This is a genomic window from Pseudarthrobacter sp. Pseusp20 (assembly GCF_059492155.1).
In genome coordinates this window covers 4,140,144-4,166,307 of the sequence record NZ_CP168521.1, presented here as the reverse complement: position 1 = coordinate 4,166,307, position 26,164 = coordinate 4,140,144, and the positions used below count along the sequence as shown (strand labels likewise).

The window sequence follows — 26,164 nt, the reverse complement described above, 5'->3', positions numbered from 1 at the left end:
CCGGTGCGCAGGGACTGCAGGGGTGGCAAAATGCTCAGTATGCACCGCATTGATGCCCTTGACGCTGAGATCCTCCTCACACTTGACCGGGATCCGCAGGCCACGGTCCTGTCCCTCTCCAGGACGCTGGGCGTTGCCCGCAATACGGTGCACGCCCGGCTCCGCCGGCTGGTCAACGACGGCAGCCTGGCGCCCTTCAGCCAGCGGGTGCGAACGGAAGCGCTGGGCCTGCCGCTGATTGCCTTCATCTCGATCTCCATCAGCCAGTCCGCCAGCGACATTGCCGTGGCAGCGCTGCAGACCATTCCGGAAATCATCGAGATGCATGCCACCACCGGGGACGCGGACCTGCTCGCCAAGGTGGCCGCAAGGGACCCCGCCGACCTGCACAGGATCACCAACGCGATGCTGGCGATTGACGGCGTCGTCCGCACCAGCACGGCCATGTCCCTGGTGGAAGTCATGCCCACCCGCACCCTGCCGCTGCTGCAGGCGGCGACGGGGAAGCAGTGAATCCAACGAGGTGGGAAACAAACGCAATGGAACAAAATCTCCCAATTACTTCCGTCACACTATTGACCATATTTGTCATGCGCTGATAAACCTAAAGGGCAGAAAGCGTTTCCCCGCGGCTTCCATCCCTCCTCCACATCACTCGGGAGGGAGATCTTTGCAGCGAATGAAACGTTCCAAACTGACGTGCGGCAGACTCAGCTGCCGCCGCATCAAAGGAGATGTTCTTTTGGCACAACCCTCAATGTGTTCCCCGCAATCCCCAGCGGGCAGGGCCTGGAAGGCCGCGCCGGCCGCAGCGGCGGCAACGCTCGCCGCAGCACTGGCTTTCACTGGCGTCCCGCTTGCTGCTGCTGATCCCGGCCAGGCCGGGCCGGCCGCCCAGGCCAGCCCCGCCGCCCCGGCACCGTCCGGGCCCACACGCCAGGTGGAAACCCTGGACCGTGCCCCCGTGGCTGTGCTCACGGACCGGGGCGTCACCCTGGGTTGGCGGATGCTCGGCCTGGACAAGGACAGCGTGGGCTTCCACGTCATCCGTGACGGCGTCCAGATCACCGACGAGCCCATCCGCAGCACCACCACCTATGTGGATCCTGCGGGAACGGCGGCCTCGAAGTACGTCATCAAGACGGTCGGGAACGGCAACGGGCAGGACAAGCTCAGTGCCGAATTCAGTCCGCTGGCGCAGAACTACCTGCCCATCAAACTGGACAAGCCCGCCGACGGCGTCAGCAAGGACGGCAAGCCATACACCTATACGGCCAACGATTCGAGTGTGGCGGACCTGGACGGCGATGGCGCCTACGAAATCATCCAGCTCTGGAACCCGTCCAACGCCCAGGACAACTCCAAGTCCGGCTACACCGGCAATGTGTACGTGGACGCCTACAAGATGGACGGCACCAAGCTTTGGCGAATCGACCTTGGCCGCAACATCCGTGCCGGCGCCCATTACACCCAGATGCTGGCCTACGACTTCGACGGCGACGGCACAGGCGAAGTGGCCTTCAAAACTGCGGACGGCACCACTGATGCGGCAGGGACCGTCATTGGCGATGCTGCGGCTGACTACCGCAACAGCGCCGGCTACGTCCTGTCAGGGCCGGAATTCCTCACTGTGTTCAACGGTGCCAGCGGCACCATTATGGACACGATTCCCTATGATCCGCCGCGCGGGAGCGTAGCCGCCTGGGGTGATGGTTACGGCAACCGCGTGGACCGTTTCCTTGCCGGAGTGGCGTACCTCGATGGTGAGCACCCGTCCATGATGTTCAGCCGCGGCTACTACACCCGCACGGTCCTGGTCACCTACGACCTGGTCAACGGCAAACTGGTCAAGCGGTGGAAGTTCGATTCCGACGTGGCCGGGGCCGAATACAAGGGCCAGGGCAATCACAACCTGTCTGTGGCGGACGTGGACCAGGATGGCAAGGATGAGTTCGTCTTCGGCTCCATGACGATCGACGACGACGGCACGCCGCTGTACAACACCAAGCTGGGCCACGGCGACGCCATCCACACCGGCGACCTTGACCCCTCGCGGCCGGGCTTTGAGACGTTCGCCGTACACGAGAGCATGTCCGCGAGCGGCAATCGCGGTGCCACCTTCCGCGACTCCGCCACCGGTGAAGTGCTCTGGAGCATTCCCGCTGTCAAGGACACCGGCCGAGGCGCCACCGGCGACATCGACCCCCGGTTCCCAGGCTCGGAAAGCTGGGCCGTGGGCGGTGACGCTGCCTGGAACTCACCGGCGGGGTTCCTGATGTCGGCCAAGGGCGAGCGGGTTTCGGACAAGATCCCGGCGGCCAACTTCATGGCCTGGTGGGACGGCGACCTGCTGCGGGAAATCGTTGACCACGACTTCAATGCCGAGGCAGGCGTGGGCGTACCCACCATCTCCAAGTGGAACTGGGAAACCGAAACCAGCGACCGGCTCCTGACAGCCACCGGCGCTAGGACCAACAACGGCACCAAGGGCAACCCGTCACTGCAGGCCGACTTGCTGGGTGACTGGCGCGAGGAACTGGTGTTCCCCTCCGCCGACAGCACCGAGCTGCGGATCTACACCACCACCTCGCCCACCGAGGTCCGGCTCCGCACCCTGATGCACGACCCCATGTACCGGACCGGCGTGGCCCGCGAGACGGTCGGCTACAACCAGCCTCCGCACCCCAGCTTCTTCATCGGTGAGGGCATGCAGACGCCGGCCTCACCGGCTGTCTTCTACGCAGGCAAGGCCAGGTAAGCCGCCGGACTCCGGCGAAGTCATCATGCAGATGCAGCCTGATTAAGGGCTATATGGAGGATCGGGAAGGGCGCGCTCAGCTACTCGGGGCGCGCCTTTTTCATGTCGTCGATCGGGAGGCCAGAGCCCAAAGATTTGGCGCTGCCATAGGTGCGGAGGGGTGCTGTGGGACGACGACGGGCCCCCGTTCCGACGCAGTGCGCTGGAACGCGGCGCGTGCTTAAGCGTCTGCCCGTCTGGCGGCGGGGGGCGCAGTTGTTCCCGGCTCGCGGCAAGGCGGCCACGGCGGGGCACCAATAGCCGCCGGAATGCTTCACGCTAGTGAGGATTCTTCATCTCGTCGACAAACTCCTGCGCTATCTGCGACATCAGGGTCAGTGCCTCTTCCTCAGTTATCGCCGCACCTGTGTTGGCACCCATGTCCAGAGACACCGTTCCGGCAAGGACGCGGAGCCCCGACCCCAACAGCGTTGCCGTCGAAGGATTCCTTGGTCAGGTACGCCTTCTCACCAATGTCCGGACCAGGGAGAAGTTGAATGGTGAACCTCTGGGGTCCATTGGCTGAGGAAAGTGTCTGGTCAAACATGGCGCAGCGAGCCATCAGCTCCGGGCTGTAGTCAAAGTCCGCTTTGGCGAGCGTCTCCCGAGGCGCGCTCCGCACATCAAAGAGAACCATGCCCATGCCTCGATTGCCGGCGTTGAAGATCTCGGCCAGCGCGAAGCCCATGGAGGGATCCAATTGCGCCTCGTGCTGCCACGACCTGTGGAAGACGTTGCATTCACCTGGCTCGGTCGGACCGAGGATCGGCGGAGTCGATCCAGACGCCGGTGGTTGGGTGATCAAGGCATAGGACTTGCGGACCATGGCTGTGTCTTCGGCCCTTCCGCCGTAAGGCTCCAGCACTTTGCTGCTGGCTTCTGGATGCATCGGGGTCCTCCTCCTGTTGGTTTCCGTCCCAGAGCTTGTTGGGGCGGGCAGGGGCTGTCTCAGAAGTCGATCCCCTTGACCAAGGTGACGAACTGTTCCTTAACCTGCTCTTCGGTGGGTCCAGCTGGTGAGATCAGGATCTCTGCGACGAATATGGCCATGTTCTGGCCGCGGGCCACCATCAGTGACATGTAGGTAACCGGTACATCACTTGGCGGCCGGAGAGCCTTGGGTCCGCCCGGGTCTGATCGGATTAGCAGGATTGCTTTGTCTCCAACGCCTTCGATGCTTTGGCCATCAGGCGGCATAGGCCCCGAGAGCGCGGACGCACCGCCTTGATGGAGCTCGATGGCGAATTTGAGCGAGTCCGCCCCGGGCGTACCCAGAGCACCAAATTGGTACCGACAGTTACCCTCACCCGGGAGAACCTGCGCCTGCGTTGTGGTGCCAAAGGCCTGCTTGAGCGCGTCTACGCTTACCAAGGCACATACGGGATTGTTCGTCTCAGTCTGGGGACCGACGGGCGGGGCGGGCGGTACACGGAGTTCAGCCCCGTTGCCCCACCCGCCCTCGACAAGGGCCTGGGCAAGTGCGCGCGCCGCGGCGTCGCCGTCCGGTCCCGGGGTGTCCGGTGACATTGGCGGCATGGCCACGATCCGCAGGTCGAGCGACTCGTTGCCGCGGACAGCCTTGAGCACCGTGTTTGCCGACGCCCCGCCGGACTCGCCGCGGAACCAGCCCGACCACTGCATGCATGCGAAATCACCGATGCCCTCAATGACCGAGCAGTCCGGTGTCTTTTTCGTTTCGGCGATCTCCGCCGCCGACGCGGGTGAGGTCAGTGAAACGGTGAGCGCAAGGACCTTCTCCGCCTTGCTCATGTAACTGCACACATACCCCTGGCTCCCCGCCGGTTTGCCCCCTGGGCCCATTTGGGCCAAACCAGGATCGATCTTTACGGCGATCTCGGGTGTGATCAGGTCACAGGCCGGACTTCCCGACTTGGCTGAAGCTGACCGCGTTGGTCCGGACAAGGGGGACTGCATTGGTTCGGATGAGGGCGACGCTGTTGGTGACGGAGGCGCACCGCCTTGCGCGCACCCTCCGAGGAGAAGGGCCTGTGCCGCGACAAGCGCAAGACCTTTCCACGGGGAAAGTTTCCGGTCAGCGCTCATTGCTTTCCCCTCCACCTCCAAAAAGCTGCCAAGCATCCGGCTGTTCTAATGCGCTGATGCTATGGGTGTGAAGGGCGGGTCGAAAGAGGCTAAGGACCCGCTGAAAAGAGAAGACGTGAACCGCTGAACATCACCGTGAGTTGTTCCGATGAAGCCGCGCGCACATCAGTACCGATACACCGGCCACCCACCTGAACGACTACCTCTGCCGGTCCTATCATTGGGCAGCTTATGAACTGGGCCGCGGGTGCATGATCCGCATCTGGTCCCAGGTGCGTTCCGAAGCCGCGATACTCCGCGTCGACCGATCGCGATCCAAGGAAGCGAGCTCAACAGCCACAGCCTGCACCGCCGCCACTGCGCCCGTCAGGGAGGGGAAGAAGCCCGCACTTTCGGCAGGCACCACAATCCGGTCCGTTGCATGTTCCGCAACCGGTGAGCTGGCGGTGTCCGTGATGGTAACGATCCTGGTGCCGAGACTGTGTGCGATGTCCACGGCCCGGACGGTGCTGTCATAGACGCGCCAAAGGCTGATGGCAATGACCAGATCGTCCGGCGTCAGGCGAGCCACAGCATTGGTCAGTGCCGCCACGTCGGCGTCGAACAGCCTGACGTCGTACCCGGCAATGATGGCGTTGTGTTCCAGCGCCTTACCCGGAATGGCATAACTGCCGGCAGCAATAATGAGGGTTTGCCGCGCACCTGCGATGGCCTCGGCAACCGCATGGACCACGCCCGGATCCACGGTCCGCTCCAGGTGCGCCAGGTTGGACCGATCGGTGGTCAGCGAGGCCTGCGCCGGGCTGCTGACGTGGCCGTTGTGTTCGGCGGCGATTTCGACTGCGCTCAGCGATGCGAGGAACCGGGAGCGGAGCTCGAATTGAAACTCAGCCCACCCCTTGAAACCAAGCGTTTGGGCGGTGCGGGTCACGGTCGACGCGTTCGACGATGCCGCGGCCGCTATGTCGCTGACTGAACCGTAGGAGGCCAGCCGGGGCTGGGATCGAAGGACACCCAGTACCTGCAGCTGCCGGGCTGCAAGCTTGCGTCCCTGGGCCTGGCCGTCGAGCCATTCGGTCAAGGTGGCGCTGTTAACTTCTTGTTTCACCTATTGACCTCCGCAAGTGATCCACGTAACTTCAATCTACATGCACGGATCTGTGCAAATTCTAAAAACTGTACAACTTGGCCCACTTCGGCAGGATTCCCATGTCTCTAACAGCTCGCCTGGACCGGCTCCCACTCAGTCGTCCACACTACAAGCTTCTCCTTATCGGAGGGCTTGGATACTCCTTTGACGGCATGGACGGCGCGGTCGTGGCTTTCCTGCTGCCCCGCATCCAGGAACTCTGGGGCCTCAGCACGGCGTCCCTGGGCCTGGTTGGCTCCGCTGCGCCGCTGGGCTTCTTCTTTGGCGCTATTCTTTCCGGCTGGATGGGGGACCGGTTCGGGCGCAAGAAGGTCATGCTGTGGGCCCTTGCCTTCTACTGCGCCATGTCCGTGGTTGCTGCCATGGCGCCCAATTTTGAAGTCTTCCTCGTTGCACGTGTCCTTGCAGGGCTCGGCGCTGGAGCGGAAAGCGTCATCATCGCCCCGTTCCTCTCAGAGTTCATCCCGCCCAAGCGGCGTGGCTGGTTCATCGGGACGCTGGCCGGGTTCTTCTCCTTCGGCTTCGTTGCCGCCGCATTCATCGGACGGTTCGTCGTCCCCGTGGGCGACGACGGATGGCGGTGGGCGCAGGTCATCACGGCAGTTCCCATCCTGCTGCTCCTCTGGTGGCGCCGCAGCCTGCCTGAATCACCCCGCTTCCTCATGAGTCAAGGCCGTGCGGCGGAAGCCCAACGCGTGGTTGAAGGCTTCGAGCAGAAGGTCCTCCGCGCAACAGGCAAGGAGTTGCCGGCAGCGGAGGAAGGCGTCGAGGATATTGCCAAGCATGGGCAAAAAATCAGCATTTGGAACGCCCTGAAGGTCATGTGGTCGCCTGCCCTCCGTCGCAGGACCGCCGTGATCTGGCTGATTTGGTTCGTCATCACCTTCTCCTACTACGGATTCTTCTCCTGGATCCCCACCCTTCTTGTGGGGCGCGGAATCACGGTCACCAAGAGCTTCGAATACTCCATCATCATTTACCTGGCCCAAATCCCCGGCTACTTCTCCGCCGCCTGGCTCTGCGACCGCATCGACCGCAAGAACACCATCGCCCTGTACCTGGCGGGCTCGGCCCTCAGCGCGTTCTGGCTCAGCCAATCCAGCGATGCCGGGATGATCCTGGTGGCGGCAGCAACGCTTTCCTTCTTCCTCAACGGCACCTACGCCGGCGTTTACGCATACACGCCGGAACTTTTCCCCACGTGGATGCGGGCTACCGGCGTAGGGCTGGCAAGTGCCGTTGGCAGGGTGGGAAGCATCCTGGCCCCGTCCATCATCGGTGTGTTCGCCGCAACCCTGGGCTTCGGCGGTGTCTTCACCATGACCACGGTGGTCCTGGCAGTCGGCGTTCTGGGTGTGGTCATCTTTGGAACGTCGACAGCGGGCAAGTCCTTGGAAGATATCAACGCCCGCACTGAACCGGAGCGCCCGGCCGCAGTGGGAGGCGGCAAATGAACGGATCGAAAGTCGACGCAGCACTCCAGGCCGTCTACGGAGAATTGCGCCAGGATCCTGGAGTCATCCTGTTCACCGCACTCCGTTGGCTGCAGGCAGACTCCGTATTGCGGCGTGTGTTCACCAGCCATCCAGAGGAGTACCCGCTGGGTGCTGAAAAGTCCGTGGAAATCTCTGCAGGCTGGCTGGAAACCGTCATATCTAAGCAGCAGCCATTCCTGGCACCCGATCTGGAGTCGCTGGCCGAAGTGTTTACTGATGTTGCCCTGATTCAGTCCCTCGGATGCGGTGCGGTCATCAATATTCCCGTGGTCTCCGGCGGTGCGGTGGTGGGTGTGTTGGCACTGCTTGATGCCGAAGGAAAGTACACCGATCGGAGCCTCAGCACCGCATCAGCAGTTGTGTCCGCTGCGACCGAAGAGATCGCATCGGCCTTTATCAATTCAGACCAAACCGTCTTTACCGGAAAGGAAGCAGTCCGCCCGTGACTCAATCCACCCAACCACTTGTCATTAGGAACGCCAGTGTCCTGGACGTTCACGGCGGCACCTTCTCGGTCGCCGACGTAGTCACAGCAGGCGGAAAAATCAGGAGCGTAGAGAAGGGTGCGGATGCTCCGGAAGAAGCGCAGATCATCGACGGAACGGGCAAATATGTCATCCCGGGCCTCATTGACGCCCACGTGCACGTCGTGGCCTCGAGCGCGGACTTCCGTTCGCTGACCTGGACTCCGCCCTCCTATGTGTATGCGCAGACCGCCCGAATCATGCAGGGTATGCTGCGGCGGGGCTTCACCACCGTCCGTGACCTTTCAGGTGCAGATTTCGGCCTGGCGAAGGCGCAGGCCGAAGGGCTTCTTGAGGGTCCCAAGCTTCACTTCTGCGGGCGGGCCCTCAGCCAGACGGGTGGCCACGGCGATATGCGCCTTCCCGGCGAGGACCATGAGCCCAACCGCAAAGGCTGCTGCGGGATCGGCCGGGTTGCCGATGGTGTGGACGCCGTGCGCGCCGCGGCCCGTGACGAGCTCCGCAAGGGAGCCCACCACATCAAAATCATGGCCTCAGGAGGGGTATCGTCCCCCACCGATCGCATCGACTCCACCCAGTACTCGCGCGATGAAATGCGGGCCGCCGTGGAGGAAGCGGAGGCGGCCAACCGGTACGTCGCCGCGCACGCCTACACTGCCCGCGCCATCAACCGGGCCCTGGAGGCAGGAGTCAGGTCGATCGAACACGGCAACCTTCTTGATGACGAGAGCCTTCGTCTCTTCCTGGAAAAGGACGCCTTCCTGGTGCCCACCCTGGTGACATATTGGGCCCTGAAGGAAGAAGGCCGGGAGTCCGGGCTGACGGAGGAGATGTGGGCCAAAGTGGATTCTGTCCTAAACAGTGGACTTGAAGCCATTGCCCAGGCCCACGAAGCAGGCGTGAAGCTGGTCTACGGTTCAGACCTGCTGGGCGGCATGCATCGTCACCAGAACGAACAGTTCAGGCTGCTGGGAAAGGTCCAGCCGGCCATCGACGCTATCCGTGCCGCGACCACCACGGCCGCCGAGTTACTGGGAAGGCCCGGTGAAATTGGAATTATCGCGCCCGGAGCGGACGCCGACATGCTCGTCCTGACGGCTGATCCGGTACAGGACATTGCTGTGCTTGCCGACATGGCCGACCATCTTGAGTTCGTCATCCAGGACGGCGCCGTCATCCCGGGGGCCGCAAACTAAGCAGTGACGGCAAAGCGCCGCCCGCCTTTGGGGGAAAGGCGGGCGGCGCTGGTTCTTGGGTTGGGACGGGTCAGTGGCCGCCGAGGTTGCCACCCACAGGCGGAAGGCCGCCGTCGGCGTTGCTGTCGTCCTCGCGCCGTTCGCCGGCGCTCAGGTTTTCGCCGGCAACCGTGTCATCGGACTCGCCGGTGGTGTCCACGAGGCCGTTGGTCTGGTCAAAAGCGTGGCCGATCCTGTCATCGCCCAGGTCGGCGACCGAGCCGGTGGAGCCGGCCCCCGACGTCGTGCCTGGGGTTGTGGTATCAGTTGTCCCCGTGCCCGGGTAGGCGCTGCCGGTGGTGGCGCCGGTGGTGAGGGGCTCCGCGGGCACAACCGGTTCTGCCGGGACCGCGGGAGTGGTCTGCGTAACCGTCACGTCACGCGTTTCGGTGTCTTCCTTGTTGCCGCTGGCAGCCATGGCCGCTGCTGCGCCCGCAGCCGCTGCGATGCCGACGCCGGCCGCAACCTTGCCGGAGACGCCGGCCTTGCCGGAATCGCCGCGGGAGCCCCCTGCATGTTCAACACCGGGCGTGCCCACAGCTGAGCCGGCATTGACAGATCCGCGCCAGGCGCCGCTGGCGTAGCCTTCGTCCTCAATAAATTCCTTGAACTTCTGCAGGTCCGATTCCGCCTGCCGGTCCACGACGTTGAGCTTGTCGCCCACCTTCTCGATCAGGCCTTCGGGCTCGTATTCGAGGCTCAGCCGGATGGAGGTCTGGCCGCCTCCCACGTCCTCGAACTCCACAGCGCCGGCGTTCGTGGCACCTTCGGTCGCGGCCCACGCAACTTTGCGGTCCGGGACCTGCTCCAAAATCTTGGCTTCCCATTGCCTGCGGACGCCGCCGATCTCGGCCACCCATTCCAGCCGGTCGTCACTGAGCTGGGTCACGCTCTTGACGCCGCCCATGAAGTGCGGGAATTCCTCGAACTGGGTCCACTGGTTATAAGCGGTGCTCACCGGTACGTTCACCAGAATGCGTTTTTCCACCTTCGTGCTCATAACGTCTCCTTCGCTTTGCTACCGGAAACCAATGACTCGGGAAGAATCATCAGCATGCTTACTAACATACCTTTTGATCTTGGATGTTTCCAGAGTCCAACTTGGTCATGGGGGAAAACGGACGACGGCGCCACCCGGCCAGGTGCCGCCGTCGCGGTTTTGTGCCACGCAGGAGTGTCAGTCCAGGTACCGGCCCACGAGCGCCAGGTTCTGGATGACTGCCAGCCCGAACTGGGCGGTGTCATTGGTGGACACCGTCGGCGCCTCGTCCACGGGCGCCAGCACGTGGGGCGGCTCGATTTTCCGCAGGGTGAAGGCCGATTCGTGGTTCAGGTGCTCCCCGCCTTCGGCAAAGCTTTCCCATGCCCGGGCTGCCAGTTCGGGGTCCTGCAACCTGGCCGCCGCGTAGGCCGTCAGCCTGCTGTGGGCCTGGGTGAGATGGATGCCGTCGAGCGGCTGGCCCACGGCTTCCACCTGTTCCTCCTTCGATGCCAGAAAGAGCCGGCAGTACTGCAGCCAGGCCCGCTCGAACTCCGGGTCCGGCACCAGGTCCACCAGCTCGCTGCAGATTTCCACCAGGCCGAACACCGCGCTGAGGTGTGACACCTGGATCTGCTCGCGGCCGGTGTCGAACCGGCCCTTGTCCAGGTCATACAGCGCTTCACCGGTGAGGAAACCGTACTTGAGCGAACCGATGTCCGCCATGGTTCCCAGCAGCCGGTCGCGGGAACGCGGGTTGCCGGTGCGTTCCCAGTCCGTCAGCCAGGTTGCGGCGAGGGAACCCCAGTCCGTCCCCAGCCCAACGCCAAGTGCGCCGCGGTTGGGACGGTAGGTGTCGGCATCCGGGCGGACCTTGCGCACGGGGTCAAGACCCAGGAAGTTCTGGTCGCTGTCCACCAGTTCGGTCAGCAGGTCCCCGGTGCGCTCGTCCGCCGTCAGGTAGTAGTAGAAACGCCGGTAGGCCGGCGTGCTGATCCGCAGCTGCTTGGCGCTGCAGCCCCAGTGCTGGACGTTGTGCCGTGAGCCGAGCCCCTTCCAGGGACCCAGGTGGTAAACGTCCACTTCTCCCGTGTGCCGGGTCATGGCCTCGGCAAAGCGGAAGATGTCCGCCCGGCCGGAGCGCAGGTAGGAATACCAGAGCCACAGGTCGGGGGACAGTTCCGAATTGTCCCAGGCGTAGCCGCCCACGTCGTACCGCCACACGTGCCGGTCAAAGTCGTAGGTGTGCATCACGTCGCCGTAGTTCCAGAAGCCGTACCAGCGCCGCTGTTCCACCTGGCCGGCGTAGAAATCGAACAGGAAGTCCAACCGGTCTTCAAGCACGGCCCGCGCGGGAGTGCTCCGGTCCACCGGATCCCAGTCGCCAAAGACGCCCGCCGAGTGCAGATACTCCGGTGTGGCCTGCAGCAGGGCCGGGGTGGCAGCGGAGGCGGCGTCGGCCGCGAGGCTTTCGGTGGGCGCAGTGGCATCGTAGGCGAACAGGGTCAACTCGTGGGTGCGGGCAATTCCCGTAGGGTTGCCGAAGCCCGGCTCATAGTCCTCATACGTGATTTCCAGGCCGTCGAGCTGTTCCTCGAACGTTTCCTGGCCCAGGCCGTCGTGGTAGAAACGCAGGTCCATGGGCTGGGCCTCGGGGGAGAACAGCCACGCCGTGAGCGAGGCCTCGCCGGTGGCGGCGCCGCGGATGTCCAGCTGGCCCGGGTGGGACTGCCAGAAGTCCTTGATGCCCACCCCGAGTCCGCCGCGGGTATCGCTCAGGGAGCAGAAGCCGCCGGCGCGGGTGCCGCCGGTGATTCCCACCCAGCCGTGGCCGGCGGCGGTGCGCTTGCGCAGCTCGAATCCGTCGGCGCTGAGCTGGCTGAGGGTGTAGTCGCCCCACGTGGGAACCAGGTGGAGGCGGGTCGAGACGTCAGGGTTCCAGGTATCCGGCGGGGGAGTGGGGCGGCCGTTAATCTGCGCCTCCCGTACGTCCTCGCCCGGGTCGCGGCGGAGTCCGGTGAGGCCGCGGACTGCCTCGGCGAGGAACCCGCCGTCGGCTCCGGCGATGCGGATGTGCCGGTTGTGCAGCTCCGCCGCCAGTGGCACCGTGAACCGCACGCCCAGTCCTGCCAGGAAGTCCTGGTCCGCGTCTCCGTCCCAAATGAAAGAGTGCACCATCCGCACGCTGCGGGCGTTGGCATGGAAGTAGAAGCGGACCACAAACGGCAGCCAGTCCCGCTTTCCGCTTTGTGGAGTGTCCGGACGGTGGTTGCCTTCCAGCCGCACCACCGCCCGCACGGGGCCGCTTTGTTCCAGGACGACGGCGGTGACCCCGCCGGTGAAGGCGTCCCGGCCAACCGTTCCCGCGCCCTCGCGGACGCTGTCCTGCAGCAGGCTGACCAGCCGGGCGTCCCGGGCAACTTCCCGCCCGTTCCGGGAAAGGGTGCTGAACAGGGTGGAACCGCCGCGGTTGATCACCATCTGCAGGACGCCGGTGTCCACGGTGAGGGTGTCCGCACTTTCGGTGACCGTGACGGACGCGCCGGCCGACGACGGCTGGCTGGGTTCGGCGGCCGTGCCGCCGTCGGCCCTCACCTGATAGGTGTCCGAGGGCGTGTCCGTTGCCGGCAGCGCAATGCCCGCCCACTTCAGGGACCCGTCCGGCCAGGTGGCCAGGGGCCAGGCCTGGCTGGGGACCGGCGTGCCGCTGCCGTCCGCAACTGACAACGCCTCCACACCTTGCGCGGTGCCGCGCGGGAACGGCATCCCCCACGTGGTTCCGCCGCTGATTTCTGCGGGTGCCTGCCCGTCGATCCACCTGATGAGGGTGTTGTCCGTCATGTCATCCAATTCCACTGGTGATTGCTGCGCGCGGAAGCCCCGATAGTGGGAAAGCGCTTTCTCGATGACCTACAACGTAGTAGACAGGTGGCGTGCGTGCAAGGGGATTTTGCCAGGCGGGACGGTTGGCTGCTGGGCCGGGGGCTGGCGTCCGGGCGGCTATTTCCTGGCGGGGTCCCCGTCGTCGTCTGCTCCCTCGGCGGGGTCCTGGGAGTGGACGCGGATGTCGGCAGGGTCGGCGTCCGGATCGCCTTCGGCGGGCGATTCAGCGTGGACCCGGTCGTCGTCGTTCCGTGAGCGATCTTCAGTCATGGCTGCTCCTCGTGGCGCTGGTTCGCGGTACCCCTCATTCAGCGCTTCGCTCCATGACGTGTCAAGGACCTCCCACGCACTCTGGCCGAAGCAGGGCTTGTGTGCTGGACTGGTGAAGCAGTGAGCACCAACCGCCGTTTCTCCGCCCCTCCGGGCTGCTGGGACGGCGCCATTTCCAACCCAAACCGACCCAGCCGGCGCGGCCCGGCTGTTGGAAAGGACCACTCATGGCAACGTACAAGATCGGATATTTCGTGGGCAGCCTGGCCAGCGGCTCCATCAACCGGGTTCTGGCCAAGGCCCTGATCAAACTCGCGCCCGGGGAACTGGAATTCACGGAGATCCCAATCAAGGACCTCCCGCTGTACAGCTACGACTATGACGCCGACTTCCCGCCGGAGGGCCGGGCCCTCAAGGAAGCCATCGAGGCCGCGGACGGGATCCTCTTCGTGTCCCCGGAATACAACCGCTCCATCCCGGGAGCCCTCAAGAACGCCATCGACTGGGGATCCCGGCCCTGGGGCACCAACTCCTTTGCCCGCAAGCCCACCGGCATCATCGGCGCCTCACCTGGCAGCATCGGGACGGCCGTGATGCAGTCCTCCATGCGGGCCGTCCTGAGCTTCCTGGACGCACCGCAGCTGAATGCGCCGGAGGCCTACGTCAAGTACGATCCCAAGGTTTTCGGCGACGACGGCGAGGTCAAGGACGGGTCCACCGCCAAGTTCCTCAGCCACTACATGGAAGAGTATGCGGCCTTCGTGGCACGGGTCCTGGCCGCCAACGCGCCCGGTCACATCGGCGACCTGGAACCGGACGCCGCCAAGCTTTCCCGCTGATTCCCTGGCGGGTTTTCATAAGGCGTACGGATGCCCGCCGTCCCGGCAACGGCGGGCATCCGAGTCTTTATGCCGGCATCGCGAGCCGGCGGGTCAGTCCAGCGGCAGCGTCACCGTCACGCTGGTGCCCTGGCCGGGGCTGGAACTGATCTCCACTGCGCCGCCCGCTTCCTGCACGGCGACCGCCATGAGCCGCAGGCCGTAGCCGTGGTGCCGCCCGCTCTTGGCGAGGACGCTGTCGAAGCCCGTGCCGTCGTCGGCCACTACCAAGCGGATGCCGTGGTCAACAGCCGCCAGCTGGATGCTGAGCGTGGACGCCGACGAGAATTTGAACGCGTTGCTGAGCGCCTCCCGGGCCGACTGGTACAGGAGGGACGCGCAGTCCGCCGGGATCTCGACGCCCCAGTGCGGAGTATCCCAGTGGACCGAGGTCCCGCGCTGCCTCAGGGGGGCGGTAAGCCGGTCAATGCACCCGGCCAGTCCCAACGTGTGGAAATCCAGCGGCTGCTTGTCCGTCAGCACGCCTCCCACGGTTGTGACCCCGTTGTCCAACGCTGTTCTGCTTCCCATGACTTCCTGCTCCCCACAAGCTGGTTTGGTCCTATGGCTAAAGCGTGGACCTGCAATGTCTAGGGATGGCAAGGTTTGCCTCAAGATCCCATCAATTCTGCCCGTGGAGGGTGACCGGGTGCACTGCTGCCCCTTGTTTCATTGCCGCCGCGCTGGGGACGGAAGAGGTATGCCTACCTGGTTGATGTCACTTGTATGGGGCACCGGTGCCGGTGCTGCCCTGGTCCTGGGAGCTGCCGTGTCCTGGCGGTGGTCCATCCCCTCCAAAATCGTCTCGACGGTCATGGCTTTCGGCGCAGGCGTGCTGATCTCGGCCCTTGCCTTTGAACTGGTGGACGAGGCGGTCAAGGGCGGTGGCCTTTGGCCCACGGTGGCGGGCTTCCTGGCGGGGGCAGTGGTTTACGTGGGCGCCAACGTGCTCCTGGCCAGGGCCGGCGCCAAGCACCGCAAGCGGTCCGGGGACCAGCAGCCCTCCGAAAAGGACAATCCGGGCAGCGGCACCGCCATCGCCGTCGGTGCACTGCTGGACGGCGTCCCGGAATCGGTGGTCCTGGGCGTCGGCCTGCTGGCCGGCGGAGCGGTGAGTCCTGCCATGCTGGCAGCCGTCTTCATCTCCAACGTGCCGGAGGGCCTGTCCGGCACCGCCGGCATGAAGAAGGCGGGCCGGAGCAGGGGGTACGTGTTCGGGCTCTGGGGCGGCATTGCGCTCCTGAGCGGAGTGGCAGCGCTGCTGGGATATGTGGCGCTGGAGGACGCCCCGGATGAGCTGGTCGCATTCATCACCTCCGTTGCCGCCGGCGGCATCCTGGCCATGCTGGCGGACACGATGATTCCCGAGGCCTTCGAGGAGCACCACAACCTGACCGGACTCACCGCGGCCGTGGGGTTCCTGACGGCGTTTACGGTGCACCACCTGGGGTGAGGACAGGGGCCCCTACGCCCCCGTCAACACCGGCGCCGTCAGCCTGCCGTCCCGCATGGTGGCCACCACGTCCGTCAGCGGCACGAACTCGGTGTCATGGGTGACCATCACGGTGGCCACCCCGAACCCGGTGGTTACCTGGCGGAGGAGCCCGATGATCGAGGCGCTGCGTTCATGGTCCAGAGCGGCGGTTGGCTCGTCCACCAGCAGCACCTTGGGGCTGCCCATGAGTGCCCGGGCGATGTTCACCCGCTGGCGCTGGCCGCCGGAGAGCTGGTGCGGCAGTTTCCTGGCGCTCGCGGAGAGGCCAACGACGTCCAGCAGTTCCGCGGCCTTCGTCCGAGCCGCCTTGGCAGGCTTTCCGCGCAGGTGGTCGCTGATGATGAGCTGTTCGACGGCGGTGAGCGAGGGCAGCAGGTTGGGCTGCTGGAAGATGATGCCCACCTTGTGCCGGCGCAGCGAGGTGAGCTCCTTGTCCCTGAGGCCACCGGTATCGGTGCCGTCAATCATGACCTGCCCGTGGGAGGGGCGGACCAGGGTGGCGGCGACGGCCAGGAGGCTTGATTTGCCGGAGCCCGAGGGGCCCACGAGGGCAACCAGCTGGCCGGCCGGGGCCGTGAGGCTGACCCGGTCCAGGGCGGTGGTGGTTCCGCCGCCATCCGGATATTCGAGGGTGACGTTGACCAGGCTCAGGGGAGCGGGGGTGGGGGAGGGCATGATGGCGTTCCTTTCGTAAGGGTGGATTAGTTGCCGCCGAGCGCCAGGAGCGCGTCGACCTTGGTCACGCGGCGGACCGCCAGTGCGGCGCCGGCCAGGCCCAGGGCAACAATCCCGACGACGGGAAGCACCGTGGTGCCCGCGTTCAGCAGGAACGGGGCAGCCTGGGCGGCAAGGGAACCGGCCGCGACGCCCACGGCTCCACCTACGGCGGCACCGGCGGTGAGGACGATCGCGGCCTGGGTCAGGGCGTCCCGGAGGATGTAGGCACCGGGCGCGCCCATGGCTTTCAGCACGGCAATGTCCCGGGTCCGCTGGATGGTCCATACGGTCAGGAATGCCACGATCACCAGTGACGAGATCCCGTACAGGAACGCCTGCATCAGGGTCAGGGACCCGTTCTCGCTCTTGAAGGAGCCCAGCGCCTGGAAGGACCCGGCGCGTGAGGTGCTGACTGTATGCGCGGCTGCGTCGACGGCGGCGCCGTCCACCGTGGCCTCCGGGGCGTAGGTGACGGCGACGACGGTCGCCAGCTGTCCGCCGTCGGACACGTGCGCTGCCCTGGCCCACGCCGGCAGGGCCGTCCACACCACGCTGGTATGTGCGTACCACTGATCCGGCACCACCGCGGCGACGGAAAGCTCCACGCCGTCCAGGGAGAATTTGTCGCCTTCGCCGGCCGACAGAGCCTCCGCAACCGAGGTACCCAGCACCGCGGTGCCGGCGGACACCTCAACGGGTGCCAGCGGGCTTCCCGGGGAAACGCCGAAAACCGCCACGTTGGCCGTGCCCGACCCCTTGACGGTCTGGGCCCGGGTCTGGGTAATGCCCAGCGGCTCTGCGGACCTGACGCCGGGCTGGTTCTTCCAGCGCTCCACCTGGGCGGCCGTCACGGAGCTTTCCGTGTAGGACGCCTTGGGGGTGGCGGAGCCGGGAGCGCCGAAGACGATGGTGTCCACCGGCCTGGTGCCGGCCGCGCCCAGCTTGTCGATGGCCGACGTCGACTGCTCGGCCAGGCCCGCCGTCAGGCCTGACAGCATGACCAGCAGGAGGGTGATCAGGGCTACGACGCCGCCCATCATGGCGAACCGGCCTTTGGCGAAGCGGATATCGCGGATTGCCAGGAACACGTTGTTTCTTCTCTCAGCAGGGGTGGATTCTTCTGTCCTTCCACTCTCCCGGGGGCTGCCCCCGGCGGCATCGCGGGGACGGTTGATCCTCCGGGATGGAAGGGTTGAGCCGGGAGTCAACCGTTCGGTTGATCCCCTGCAGGCGGTCCCGGCATAAGCTGGGGAAATGCCTGCCACGCCCCTGCCGCAACCACCGGAGAAGGCCGGCGGCATCCCCGCGACGGGGCCGTTGAATGCGCTGGAAAACGCATCGTCGGCGGCAATCCTTCGGGTCCTGCGGGTCACCCTGCACACGGGGTTCGCGGTGCTGCTGGCCGTGGCCCTGGTCCGGATGCTGATGTCCGGTGGTTCCCTGCGCTGGCTGTGGGCGGGCGCCGCCGTGGTCCTCGCTGCTGTGTACCTGGCCGGAACGGTCCTCGAAAAGCGCCACGCGGAAGCCCGGAGCGGCTTCAACCCCCGCCGTTACGGCCTGCTCTGGCTGGCCCTGGTCACGGGCTTGTGGGCGTTGCTGCTTGCCGGGAGTGCGGACTTTGCGTGGCTGGCGTTCCCCATCTTCTTCCTGCACCTGCACCTGCTGCCCCGGCGGGCTGCGCTGCCGACCATCGCGCTGATGACGGTGGCGGTGGTTGCCTCCCAGTGGGCTGCCAGCGGCGCCCCGGTGCCGCACGCCGCGGCCGTGGTGGGACCTGTGCTGGGTGCGGTCTTCTCGGTAATCACCGGGCTGGCATACGCGGCCCTGTACCGCGAGGCCGAAAACCAGCGGCGTGCGGCCGACGAACTGCGCCGGACGCGGCAGGAGCTGGCCAGGTCCCAGCACGACGCCGGGATGCTGGCGGAGCGGGAGCGGCTGGCCCGGGAAATCCACGACACCCTGGCCCAGGGCCTGTCCAGCATCGTGCTCCTGGGACGGGCGGCGGAGCAGTCCCTCGCCGACGGTGATGCCGCGACCGCATCCTCACGGCTGGCGCTGGTGCAGCAGACCGCCGCCGACAACCTGGCGGAGGCGCGCAGCTTCGTCCGCGGCCTGTCCTCGCCACAGCTGGAGGGGACCACTTTGGTGGAGGCCCTGCGCCGGTTGTGCGGCAAGACGGAGGCAGGCGCCGCGGCCGCTGGGGTGGCGTTGCGGTGCCGGCTGGAGGTGGACGGTGAGCCGCAGGATCTGCCCCAGCCGGTCCGCGTGACCCTGCTGCGGGCGGCTCAGGCGAGCCTCGCGAATGTCCGCGAACACTCCCGGGCAGCGAACGCCGTCGTCACCCTTGCCTTCCTGGGCACCGAGGTGACCATGGACATTTACGACGACGGCACGGGCTTTGATCCCGCCGCTGCGGCCGGTGCCGCGGACGCAGCGGACGGCAGCGGGTTCGGGCTGCGCTCGCTGCGGGAGCGGGTCACCGGATTGAACGGGACGCTTGCACTGGAGTCCGCGCCCGGCGAGGGCGCCGTGGTGGCCATCCGGCTGCCGCTGGACGGTGGTCCCCGTGGGTGAGGTGCACGTCCTGCTGGTGGACGACCACCCCGTGGTCCGTGCCGGGCTGCGTGCCATGCTCACCGGAATCGAGGGCATCTCCATCGCCGCCGAGGCCGCTGACGGGGCCGCTGCGCTGAAGGAACTGGCCCGGCTGACGGCGCTGGGCGAGGCGCCGGATGTGGTCCTCATGGACTTGCAAATGGGCGAGGGGATGGACGGTGTCACGGCCACTGCCGAGATCCGCAAACTTCACGCCGCTCCGCCGGTACTCATCCTCACCACGTACGACACCGACGCGGACATCCTGGCGGCCGTCGAGGCGGGAGCCAGCGGGTACATGCTGAAGGACGCGCCGCCGGACCAGCTCCGGCAGGCGGTTTTGCAGGCGGCTGCTGGCGGGACGGCCCTGGCGCCGCGGGCGGCTGCGCTGCTGATGGACCGGATCAGCAACCCCGGCACTTCGCTGACCCCCCGGGAGGTGCAGCTGTTGGAGCTGCTGGCCACGGGCCTGTCCAACCGCGCCATCGCCAGGCAGGTCTTCATTTCCGAGGCGACGGTGAAGACCCACCTGGTGCACATCTACGGCAAGCTCGGCGTGGACAACCGCACCGCCGCCATCGCGGCCGCTGCCCAGCGGCGCATCATCAGGCCGCCGGGCGCCAGGGGCTGACCTGCAGTACGTTTGTTCCACTGCGTTACAGAGGCCGCTGTTTCCAGGTGCCGCTGTTCCAGGTCACATTGTTCAAAGGAGAATGAATGTCCCGTCCGGTCCCAGCCGTTGATGCCCTTCTTGCCACCTACGGTGCGGCCGACGCCTGCGCGGCCGAACTCCTGTGTGACAGCCACGATCCCAACGCCGTTGCCTTTACGGTGGTTGCTGCCGACCTGTCCGCCGAGGACATCACCTACGGCGAGCTCCGGGAACGCTCGGAACGGGGAGCCGCCGCCTTGGCGGAGTTGGGAATAGGTCCGGGAGATGCGGTGGCCACCCTGATGGGAAAGTCGGCGGACCTGGTGGTCATGCTCCTGGCTATTTGGCGCCGCGGTGCCGTCCACGTGCCGCTGTTCACCGCCTTCGCGTGGCCGGCCATCGAGCTTCGCCTCACAGCCTCCGGCGCAAGGGCTGTGATCACCGACGCCGACCAGCGGGCGAAGATCCACGAAACCGAGGCCGCCGTCGTGGTTGCCGGCGCAGAAGCATCCCTGCCGGACCTGGCGCTCACGCCGCTCCTTGCCAGGCAGCAACCGGGGATCGCGGCCGAAGCTGTGGGAGGTGACGGTGATTTGGTGCTGATCTTCACGTCCGGAACCACCGGTGCACCCAAGGGCGTACCGGTGCCCGTCCGGGCGTTGGCCGCGTTCCGCCAGTACGTCGAGCTGGGCCTGGACGTCAGTGACGAGGATGTTTTTTGGAATGCCGCAGATCCCGGCTGGGCCTACGGCCTGTACTACGGGATCCTCGGTCCCATGGCGGCAGGGCGGCGGAACCTCCTGCTGCGCCCGGGTTTCTCGCCGGAACTCAGCTTCAAAGTGCTGGATGCGTTTTCCGTCACCAACTTCGCGGCTGCCCCCACCGTGTACCGCACCATGCGCGCGAAAGCCGGCGCCGGAATCAGTCCTTTCCACCTTCGGCGCGCCTCGTCCGCCGGCGAACCGCTGACCCCGGAGGTGATCAGCTGGGCCCGGGAGGTGCTGGGGGTTCCGGTAAGGGACCATTACGGACAGACCGAACACGGGATGATGATCATCAATGCCTGGCATGACGACGTGCGGACGGAACTCAGGCCGGGTTCCATGGGCCGGCCACTGCCGGGGTGGAGCTGTGCGGTCCTCAAGGACAACGCCGACGAGCCGGCCGCGCCGGGTGAACTGGGCCGGGTTGCCGTCAATGTGGCAGACAGCCCCATGATGTGGTTCAAGGGGTACCAGGACGCACCGGAAAAGACGGCGGAAAGATTCAGCGCGGACGCCAAGTGGTACCTGACCGGCGACGCGGGCACGGTGGACGCGGACGGCTACTATTTCTTCTCCTCCCGTGATGACGACGTGATCATCATGGCCGGCTACCGGATTGGCCCTTTCGATGTGGAGAGCGTCCTGGCCACCCATCCGGCGGTCCTGGAAACTGCCGTGGTGGGCGCTCCCGACGAACTGCGCGGAGAAGTCCTGGAGGCTTATGTTGTCCTGGCGGAAGGGACCACCGGCAGTGATGCCCTGGTGGCCGAACTGCAGACCATGGTCAAGACGCAGTTCGCCGCACACGCCTACCCGCGCCGCATCCACTTCGTTGAGGACCTGCCAAAGACGCCGTCGGGCAAGCTGCAGCGCTACATCCTGAGGCAGCAGCGGGCCGCGGAACTGGGCCGCTGACTTCAGGAGATGGCCGCCTTCCGGCGCCTTTTGGGTCGGGGGCTGTTAGCGTGGAGGCCCAGCCACAGAAGGAGGAGCGATGTCCATCAATTCACCTGATTCACTGCCCGGGGATGAGCCGCAGGAAGGCTCGGCGGCCGGCAAAGGCAATGCCGACGGCGGGATCCCCGGTGGTAAGGACGGCGTCGGGATTTCCGACGGCGCCGAGCCCAACACCTTTGAACCGGAAGAGGATCCGGATGCCGCGGCGGGGCCAACGGACTGAGTTCCGATGAGATCGCGCAGCGAGCTCCGCTCAAGGTTGGCTCAAGATTGGCCGAAGGTGCCGGTTTTGGGCATTTAGGCAGGCTACCGACCGGTAATTTCTTAACTGCTTCCACGTCAGTTCCCCGGCAGGAAGCATTGGAGGCCCCTGCGCTGGAGCTAGACTCGCGCGGGGGCTTCCCCCCATGGGCTAGGCGTTCTCTATCCAATAGCGGCGCTTGCCGTTGCGCGTGTCTTCGTACTGCCCGCCATTCTTTTCAATGGTGGCCCTCGACCCGGCATTGGCCTCGTCGCAGGTCAGGAGCACCCGTTCGATCCCCAGCGCCCGCGCCACGGGAAGCGCGTCTGCCAACGCTTTCGCTGCATGGCCGCGCCGCCTCGCGGAGGGCCTGACGCTGTAGCCGATGTGCCCGCCTTCGTTGAGGAGGTAGTCGTTCAAGCTGTGCCTGATGGCCAGCGAGCCGAGGAACGTGCCGCCGTCGACAATCCACAGGTAGGTGCAGGGCACGTAGCCGGGCTTCCGCACCGTTTCCGGCCTGGCGTCTTTGATGAGGACGTCAACGAACCGGCTGAACGCCTGTGCACCGATGAGATCGTCCGGGGACCAGCTGTCTGCGCCCGCACCGTCCTGCCGGGCACCGGCAAACTCTGCCGCTGCCTCAAGCCAGGATGAGTGGAGGCTGACGTCTGGTGCGATGAGCTGGGCCATGAGAAGATCCTATGCTGCGGGTGTGCCTGCGTTCCGGCCGTGCACGGTGAGCGCGTTCCCGGGAAATCGCTGCTGGCCTGTACTATCGGCCCCGGACCCAAATTTGCGGTCTGAAAGGGGACAATTCATGGCGCGCACTCAGACGGTAACTGCAGCTCCCGCGGATCCGGCCGGGCGGGACGAACTGCTGCAGGAATACGGGTTCGCCTTTGCTGCTGACGAAGGATCCACGCACACCCCTGACGAGCTGTCTACGGAACCCCTGAAGAATCTGGTTCAGTTGGCCGCCAAACTTTGCGGCGTCCCCTTCGGCGTGATCAATGTTGTCACCTCCGATCAGCAACAGCAGGTGGCGGCCGTCGGCTTTGAGGCCGCCGTCTGCGCCCGCGAAGATTCCATGTGTTCACAAGTCTTCCTTTCGGGGAAGCCAACCGTTGTCCCCGACGCATCCCTGGACCCCCGCCTCGCATCGAATCCGTTTGTGACAGGGGAGATCGCCTCCGTGCGGTTCTACGCGTCGGTGCCCCTGGAGACCGCGTCCGGGTTCGTGCTGGGCTCCCTCTGCGTCTTCGCCAATACCCCGGGCACCCCTGGGAAGGACCAGCTGGGCATGCTGGAGATCCTGGCCCGCCAGGCCGTCCAGCTCCTGGAACTCCAGCGGCGAACCCTCCAGCTGAACAGCGCCCTCAGCGAAGTGCGCGAAAGCAATGCCAAACTGGCGGAGTTCGCGGGACGTGTCAGCCACGACCTGCGCGGACCACTCACCACCATGCTGGGCTACGTGGAGATGGCCGGGGACGAGGTGGACGGCGACCACCCTGCGGCCGAGTACCTACAGATCATCGATGCCAGCGGGCACCGGATGCTCGCCATGCTTGAAGACGTCCTGACCTACTCCCGGATGGGCGGTGCCCTCCAGCGGCAACGGGTCTCCCTCCAGACGGTGGCAGCAGAGGTCGCCAAGGATCTGGGCCTGTCCTTCGGCAGTGGCGCCGTCCTGGACGCCGAGGCTATGAAGCTCCATGTGGATCCCGGCCAGCTGCGCACGCTGCTGCAGAACCTGGTGGCCAACGCCGTGAATTACCGGAGCCCGGACCGGGACCTCAAGGTCCGCATCAGCGGTATTTCCAACTACCACGGAACCACGGTGTTTGTGGCGGACAACGGCAAGGGGATCGCCCCGGAGGACCGGCAGCGCGTCCTGGAACCCCTCGTCCGGCTCCACAGGGACGGTGACGGACACGGCTCGGGTCTGGGCCTGGCAATCGCCCGGCGCGTTGTGGAAGCCCACGGTGGAGAGCTGAGCCTGAAAGAGACGCCGGGCGGCGGCACCACCGCGGTGATCAGCTTTCCCGCCGGACCCTGACAATCGCTTCAAAGGAGTCAGGGCCGGCTGCGGTATGCAGCCGGCCCTGGCTTAGGGGTCTAGTTCAGGTCGAAGCGGTCCAGCTCCATGACCTTGGTCCAGGCGGCCACGAAGTCGTTGACGAACTTCTCCCGGGCGTCGTCGCTGGCGTAGACCTCGGCGAGGGCGCGCAGTTGCGAGTTGGAGCCGAAGACCAGGTCCACGGGGGTGGCCGTCCACTTCAGCTCACCGGTGGCGGCATCGGTAATTTCGTAGACATTTTCCTCCGACTCGGACGCCTTCCATTTGGTGCCTGGTGAGAGAAGGTTGACGAAGAAATCGTTCGTCAGGACCTGCGGCCTGTCCGTCAGCACGCCGTGGCCGGCGCCGCCCACGTTGGTGCCCAGGGCACGCATGCCGCCCACCAGGGCCGTCATTTCCGGCGCGGAGAGGTCCAGCATGTAGGCCTTGTCCAGCAGGAGGGTCTCTGGCTGGAGCTTCAGGCCGGGCCGCAGGTAGTTGCGGAACCCGTCAGCCCGCGGCTGCAGGTACTGGAATGATTCGACGTCGGTCTGCTCCTGGGTGGCGTCCGTGCGGCCGGGCCGGAACGGCACAGTCACGGGGAACCCTGCGTCGGCAGCGGCCTTTTCCACCGCAGCCGCGCCGCCCAGGACGATCAGGTCGGCGAGGGACACCTTCTTGCCGCCGGCCTGGGCTGAATTGAACTCATCCTGGACACGCTCAAGGGCCTGGAGCACGGTGGACAGCTGCTCCGGTTCGGAGACGTCCCAGCTGCGCTGCGGCTCCAGCCGGATCCGGGCACCGTTGGCGCCGCCACGGCGGTCCGTCTTGCGGTAGGTGGCAGCCGAGGCCCAGGCCGTGCCGGCCAGTTGCGGGATGGTCAGGCCGGAATGCAGCAGCTTGGCCTTCAGGGAGGCGACGTCCTGGTCGTCAATCAGTTCATGGTCGACGGCGGGAACAGGGTCCTGCCACAGTTGCGGCTCCGGGACCCACGGGCCCAGCATGTGGGGCCCCACCGGGCCCATGTCGCGGTGCAGCAGCTTGTACCAGGCCTTGGCGAACGCCAGGGCGAACTCGTCCGGGTTCTTGAGGAAGCGCCGTCCGATCGCCTCATAGACGGGGTCGAAGCGCAGCGACAGGTCCGTTGTCAGCATGGTGGGCCGGTGCTTCTTAGCGGGATCGTGGGCGTCCGGGATGATCTCGGGGGCGTCCTTGGCCACCCACTGGTGGGCGCCACCCGGGCTCTTGACCAGTTCCCACTCGTACTCGAACAGGATCTCCAGGAAGCGGTTGCTCCATTGCGTAGGCCTGTCCGTCCAGGTGACCTCAAGTCCCGAGGTGATGGTGTCGCCACCCTTGCCGCTGCCGTAGGTGCTGAGCCAGCCCAGGCCCTGTGCCTCAAGGTTGGCGGCTTCCGGTTCGGGACCCACGTGAGCATCGGCGGGGCCGGCGCCATGGGTCTTGCCGAAGGTGTGGCCGCCGGCGATCAGCGCGAAGGTTTCTTCGTCGTTCATTGCCATCCGCTTGAAGGTCTCGCGGATGAACGCGGCAGCGGCCACCGGGTCCGGGTTGCCCTTGGGGCCTTCGGGGTTGACGTAAATCAGGCCCATTTCGGTGGAGCCGACCTCTTCGGACATCTGCCCTTCGCCGACGTAGCGCTCGTCGCCGAGCCAGGCATCCTCCGGGCCCCAGAAGATCTGCTCGGGCTCCCACACGTCCTCCCGGCCAAAGGCAAAGCCGAAGGTCTTGAAGCCCATCGATTCCAGGGCAACGTTTCCGGCCAGGACCAGCAGGTCGGCCCAGGAGAGCTTCTGGCCGTACTTCTGCTTGACCGGCCACAGCAGGCGCCGGGCCTTGTCCAGGTTGGCGTTGTCCGGCCAGCTGTTCAGCGGGGCAAACCGCTGGCTGCCGTCACCCGCTCCGCCGCGGCCGTCCTGGACGCGGTAGGTGCCTGCGGCGTGCCAGCTCAGCCGAATCATGAGGCCGCCGTAGTGGCCGAAGTCCGCCGGCCACCAATCCTGCGAGGTGGTCAGGACCTCGGTGATGTCACGCTTGAGTGCCTCCACGTCCAGCTTCTGGAATTCCTCGCGGTAGCTGAATGACGGGCCCAGCGGGTTGCTCGCCTGGCTGTGCGCATGAAGCACGGAAAGGTCCAGCTGGTTGGGCCACCAGTCCTGGTTGGTCCGTGGCCGGTGCCCCTTGGGCTGCGGCGTGTCAATCGCCGGGTTTTCACTTTCGCTGCCCTGGGCCGTGGCGCTGCCATGGGCTACGGGGCACCCACCCTCAACCTTCTGGTCCAGGCCCTGTGCGCTCCCGGGCGTGGGGACCGGGGGATGGTCTTGGGGTTCGGTCATGTGCTTCTTCCTTCCGTTGGGCCGAGGCCGCGGTTGGACTCGGGCAGCCGGTGCAACCCTCCTATTGGAACATAGACGCGGGGGAGGGAAACCCCT

General features: G+C 65.8%; 23 protein-coding genes. 12 read left to right on the top strand and 11 right to left on the bottom strand.

Features of this window, described 5'->3' with window-relative positions; all coding sequences use genetic code 11:
* Positions 1-39: 39 nt before the first annotated feature.
* Both ACEN9K_RS19340 and ACEN9K_RS19335 read left to right on the top strand, forming a co-directional pair.
* A complete protein-coding gene (locus ACEN9K_RS19340; RefSeq protein WP_018770706.1) occupies positions 40-513 on the top strand; it encodes an Lrp/AsnC family transcriptional regulator in 474 nt (157 codons plus the stop codon).
* Positions 514-757: 244 nt separating this feature from the next.
* Positions 758-2,758, top strand: coding sequence for a rhamnogalacturonan lyase (locus ACEN9K_RS19335; protein WP_495635727.1), 2,001 nt, complete (start codon positions 758-760; stop codon positions 2,756-2,758).
* A 388-nt stretch (positions 2,759-3,146) separates the two neighbouring features.
* Here ACEN9K_RS19335 and ACEN9K_RS19330 read toward each other — a convergent pair whose 3' ends face one another.
* The 3 genes from ACEN9K_RS19330 to ACEN9K_RS19320 all read right to left on the bottom strand — a co-directional run bounded on the left by ACEN9K_RS19330 (position 3,147) and on the right by ACEN9K_RS19320 (position 5,969).
* The gene (locus ACEN9K_RS19330; RefSeq protein ID WP_134165512.1) at positions 3,147-3,686 is read right to left on the bottom strand and encodes a hypothetical protein; all 540 of its coding nucleotides are present in this window, start codon (positions 3,684-3,686) and stop codon (positions 3,147-3,149) included.
* Between the two features lie 59 nt (positions 3,687-3,745).
* Positions 3,746-4,567: a hypothetical protein gene (locus ACEN9K_RS19325; protein WP_224084126.1), complete on the bottom strand. Its 822-nt coding sequence runs from the start codon at positions 4,565-4,567 to the stop codon at positions 3,746-3,748.
* A gap of 523 nt (positions 4,568-5,090) precedes the next feature.
* Positions 5,091-5,969 carry a MurR/RpiR family transcriptional regulator gene (locus tag ACEN9K_RS19320; RefSeq protein WP_026265989.1) on the bottom strand — a complete coding sequence of 293 codons (879 nt, stop codon included), beginning with the start codon at positions 5,967-5,969 and terminating at the stop codon, positions 5,091-5,093.
* A gap of 101 nt (positions 5,970-6,070) precedes the next feature.
* Between ACEN9K_RS19320 and ACEN9K_RS19315 the strand changes: the two genes are divergently transcribed.
* From ACEN9K_RS19315 to ACEN9K_RS19305, 3 genes are read left to right on the top strand one after another with little or no spacing between them, the layout of a single operon-like run.
* Positions 6,071-7,465 carry an MFS transporter gene (locus ACEN9K_RS19315; protein WP_026265988.1) on the top strand — a complete coding sequence of 465 codons (1,395 nt, stop codon included), beginning with the start codon at positions 6,071-6,073 and terminating at the stop codon, positions 7,463-7,465.
* On the top strand, positions 7,462-7,953 hold the full coding sequence (locus ACEN9K_RS19310; protein WP_495634881.1) for a GAF domain-containing protein: 492 nt from the start codon (positions 7,462-7,464) through the stop codon (positions 7,951-7,953). The genes ACEN9K_RS19315 and ACEN9K_RS19310 overlap by 4 nt, the downstream gene beginning before the upstream one ends.
* Positions 7,950-9,188, top strand: coding sequence for a metal-dependent hydrolase family protein (locus ACEN9K_RS19305; RefSeq protein WP_018770698.1), 1,239 nt, complete (start codon positions 7,950-7,952; stop codon positions 9,186-9,188). The genes ACEN9K_RS19310 and ACEN9K_RS19305 overlap by 4 nt, the downstream gene beginning before the upstream one ends.
* Before the next feature lie 70 nt (positions 9,189-9,258).
* Here the strand turns inward: ACEN9K_RS19305 and ACEN9K_RS19300 are convergent, their stop codons facing one another.
* From ACEN9K_RS19300 to ACEN9K_RS19290, 3 genes are all read right to left on the bottom strand, one after another.
* Entirely contained in the window at positions 9,259-10,227 is a 969-nt protein-coding gene (locus ACEN9K_RS19300; protein ID WP_018770697.1) for an SRPBCC family protein, read from the bottom strand.
* Positions 10,228-10,404: 177 nt separating this feature from the next.
* A complete protein-coding gene (locus tag ACEN9K_RS19295) occupies positions 10,405-13,062 on the bottom strand; it encodes an exo-rhamnogalacturonan lyase family protein (protein WP_495634880.1) in 2,658 nt (885 codons plus the stop codon).
* A 144-nt stretch (positions 13,063-13,206) separates the two neighbouring features.
* The gene (locus tag ACEN9K_RS19290) at positions 13,207-13,359 is read right to left on the bottom strand and encodes a hypothetical protein (protein WP_200953170.1); all 153 of its coding nucleotides are present in this window, start codon (positions 13,357-13,359) and stop codon (positions 13,207-13,209) included.
* Between the two features lie 227 nt (positions 13,360-13,586).
* On the opposite strand from ACEN9K_RS19290, the gene ACEN9K_RS19285 reads away from it, so the two are divergent.
* On the top strand, positions 13,587-14,198 hold the full coding sequence (locus tag ACEN9K_RS19285) for an NADPH-dependent FMN reductase (protein WP_018770694.1): 612 nt from the start codon (positions 13,587-13,589) through the stop codon (positions 14,196-14,198).
* Between the two features lie 93 nt (positions 14,199-14,291).
* On the opposite strand, the gene ACEN9K_RS19280 is transcribed toward ACEN9K_RS19285, so the two are convergent.
* Positions 14,292-14,768 carry a sensor histidine kinase gene (locus ACEN9K_RS19280; protein ID WP_495634879.1) on the bottom strand — a complete coding sequence of 159 codons (477 nt, stop codon included), beginning with the start codon at positions 14,766-14,768 and terminating at the stop codon, positions 14,292-14,294.
* A 169-nt stretch (positions 14,769-14,937) separates the two neighbouring features.
* On the opposite strand from ACEN9K_RS19280, the gene ACEN9K_RS19275 reads away from it, so the two are divergent.
* Entirely contained in the window at positions 14,938-15,690 is a 753-nt protein-coding gene (locus ACEN9K_RS19275) for a ZIP family metal transporter (protein WP_056391631.1), read from the top strand.
* A 12-nt stretch (positions 15,691-15,702) separates the two neighbouring features.
* Here the strand turns inward: ACEN9K_RS19275 and ACEN9K_RS19270 are convergent, their stop codons facing one another.
* Both ACEN9K_RS19270 and ACEN9K_RS19265 read right to left on the bottom strand, forming a co-directional pair.
* Entirely contained in the window at positions 15,703-16,407 is a 705-nt protein-coding gene (locus ACEN9K_RS19270; protein ID WP_495634878.1) for an ABC transporter ATP-binding protein, read from the bottom strand.
* 26 nt (positions 16,408-16,433) lie between these two features.
* Positions 16,434-17,537, bottom strand: a complete 1,104-nt coding sequence (locus ACEN9K_RS19265) for an FtsX-like permease family protein (protein WP_495634877.1) — start codon at positions 17,535-17,537, stop codon at positions 16,434-16,436.
* Between the two features lie 166 nt (positions 17,538-17,703).
* On the opposite strand from ACEN9K_RS19265, the gene ACEN9K_RS19260 reads away from it, so the two are divergent.
* The 4 genes from ACEN9K_RS19260 to ACEN9K_RS19245 all read left to right on the top strand — a co-directional run bounded on the left by ACEN9K_RS19260 (position 17,704) and on the right by ACEN9K_RS19245 (position 21,640).
* A complete protein-coding gene (locus ACEN9K_RS19260; RefSeq protein ID WP_495634876.1) occupies positions 17,704-19,023 on the top strand; it encodes a sensor histidine kinase in 1,320 nt (439 codons plus the stop codon).
* Positions 19,016-19,675 (top strand): response regulator transcription factor, encoded by a 660-nt coding sequence (locus tag ACEN9K_RS19255; protein WP_018770688.1) that lies wholly within the window; start codon positions 19,016-19,018, stop codon positions 19,673-19,675. The genes ACEN9K_RS19260 and ACEN9K_RS19255 overlap by 8 nt, the downstream gene beginning before the upstream one ends.
* A gap of 86 nt (positions 19,676-19,761) precedes the next feature.
* On the top strand, positions 19,762-21,375 hold the full coding sequence (locus tag ACEN9K_RS19250; RefSeq protein ID WP_495634875.1) for an AMP-binding protein: 1,614 nt from the start codon (positions 19,762-19,764) through the stop codon (positions 21,373-21,375).
* Between the two features lie 79 nt (positions 21,376-21,454).
* Positions 21,455-21,640 carry a hypothetical protein gene (locus tag ACEN9K_RS19245; RefSeq protein ID WP_018770686.1) on the top strand — a complete coding sequence of 62 codons (186 nt, stop codon included), beginning with the start codon at positions 21,455-21,457 and terminating at the stop codon, positions 21,638-21,640.
* A 189-nt stretch (positions 21,641-21,829) separates the two neighbouring features.
* Here ACEN9K_RS19245 and ACEN9K_RS19240 read toward each other — a convergent pair whose 3' ends face one another.
* Positions 21,830-22,348, bottom strand: a complete 519-nt coding sequence (locus tag ACEN9K_RS19240; protein WP_223992769.1) for a GNAT family N-acetyltransferase — start codon at positions 22,346-22,348, stop codon at positions 21,830-21,832.
* Between the two features lie 127 nt (positions 22,349-22,475).
* Here ACEN9K_RS19240 and ACEN9K_RS19235 point away from each other — a divergent pair, with 127 nt between their 5' ends.
* Positions 22,476-23,714, top strand: a complete 1,239-nt coding sequence (locus ACEN9K_RS19235; protein ID WP_056391612.1) for a sensor histidine kinase — start codon at positions 22,476-22,478, stop codon at positions 23,712-23,714.
* Between the two features lie 59 nt (positions 23,715-23,773).
* On the opposite strand, the gene katG is transcribed toward ACEN9K_RS19235, so the two are convergent.
* Positions 23,774-26,068 carry a catalase/peroxidase HPI gene (gene katG / locus ACEN9K_RS19230; RefSeq protein ID WP_495634874.1) on the bottom strand — a complete coding sequence of 765 codons (2,295 nt, stop codon included), beginning with the start codon at positions 26,066-26,068 and terminating at the stop codon, positions 23,774-23,776.
* Between the last annotated feature and the right edge of the window lie 96 nt (positions 26,069-26,164).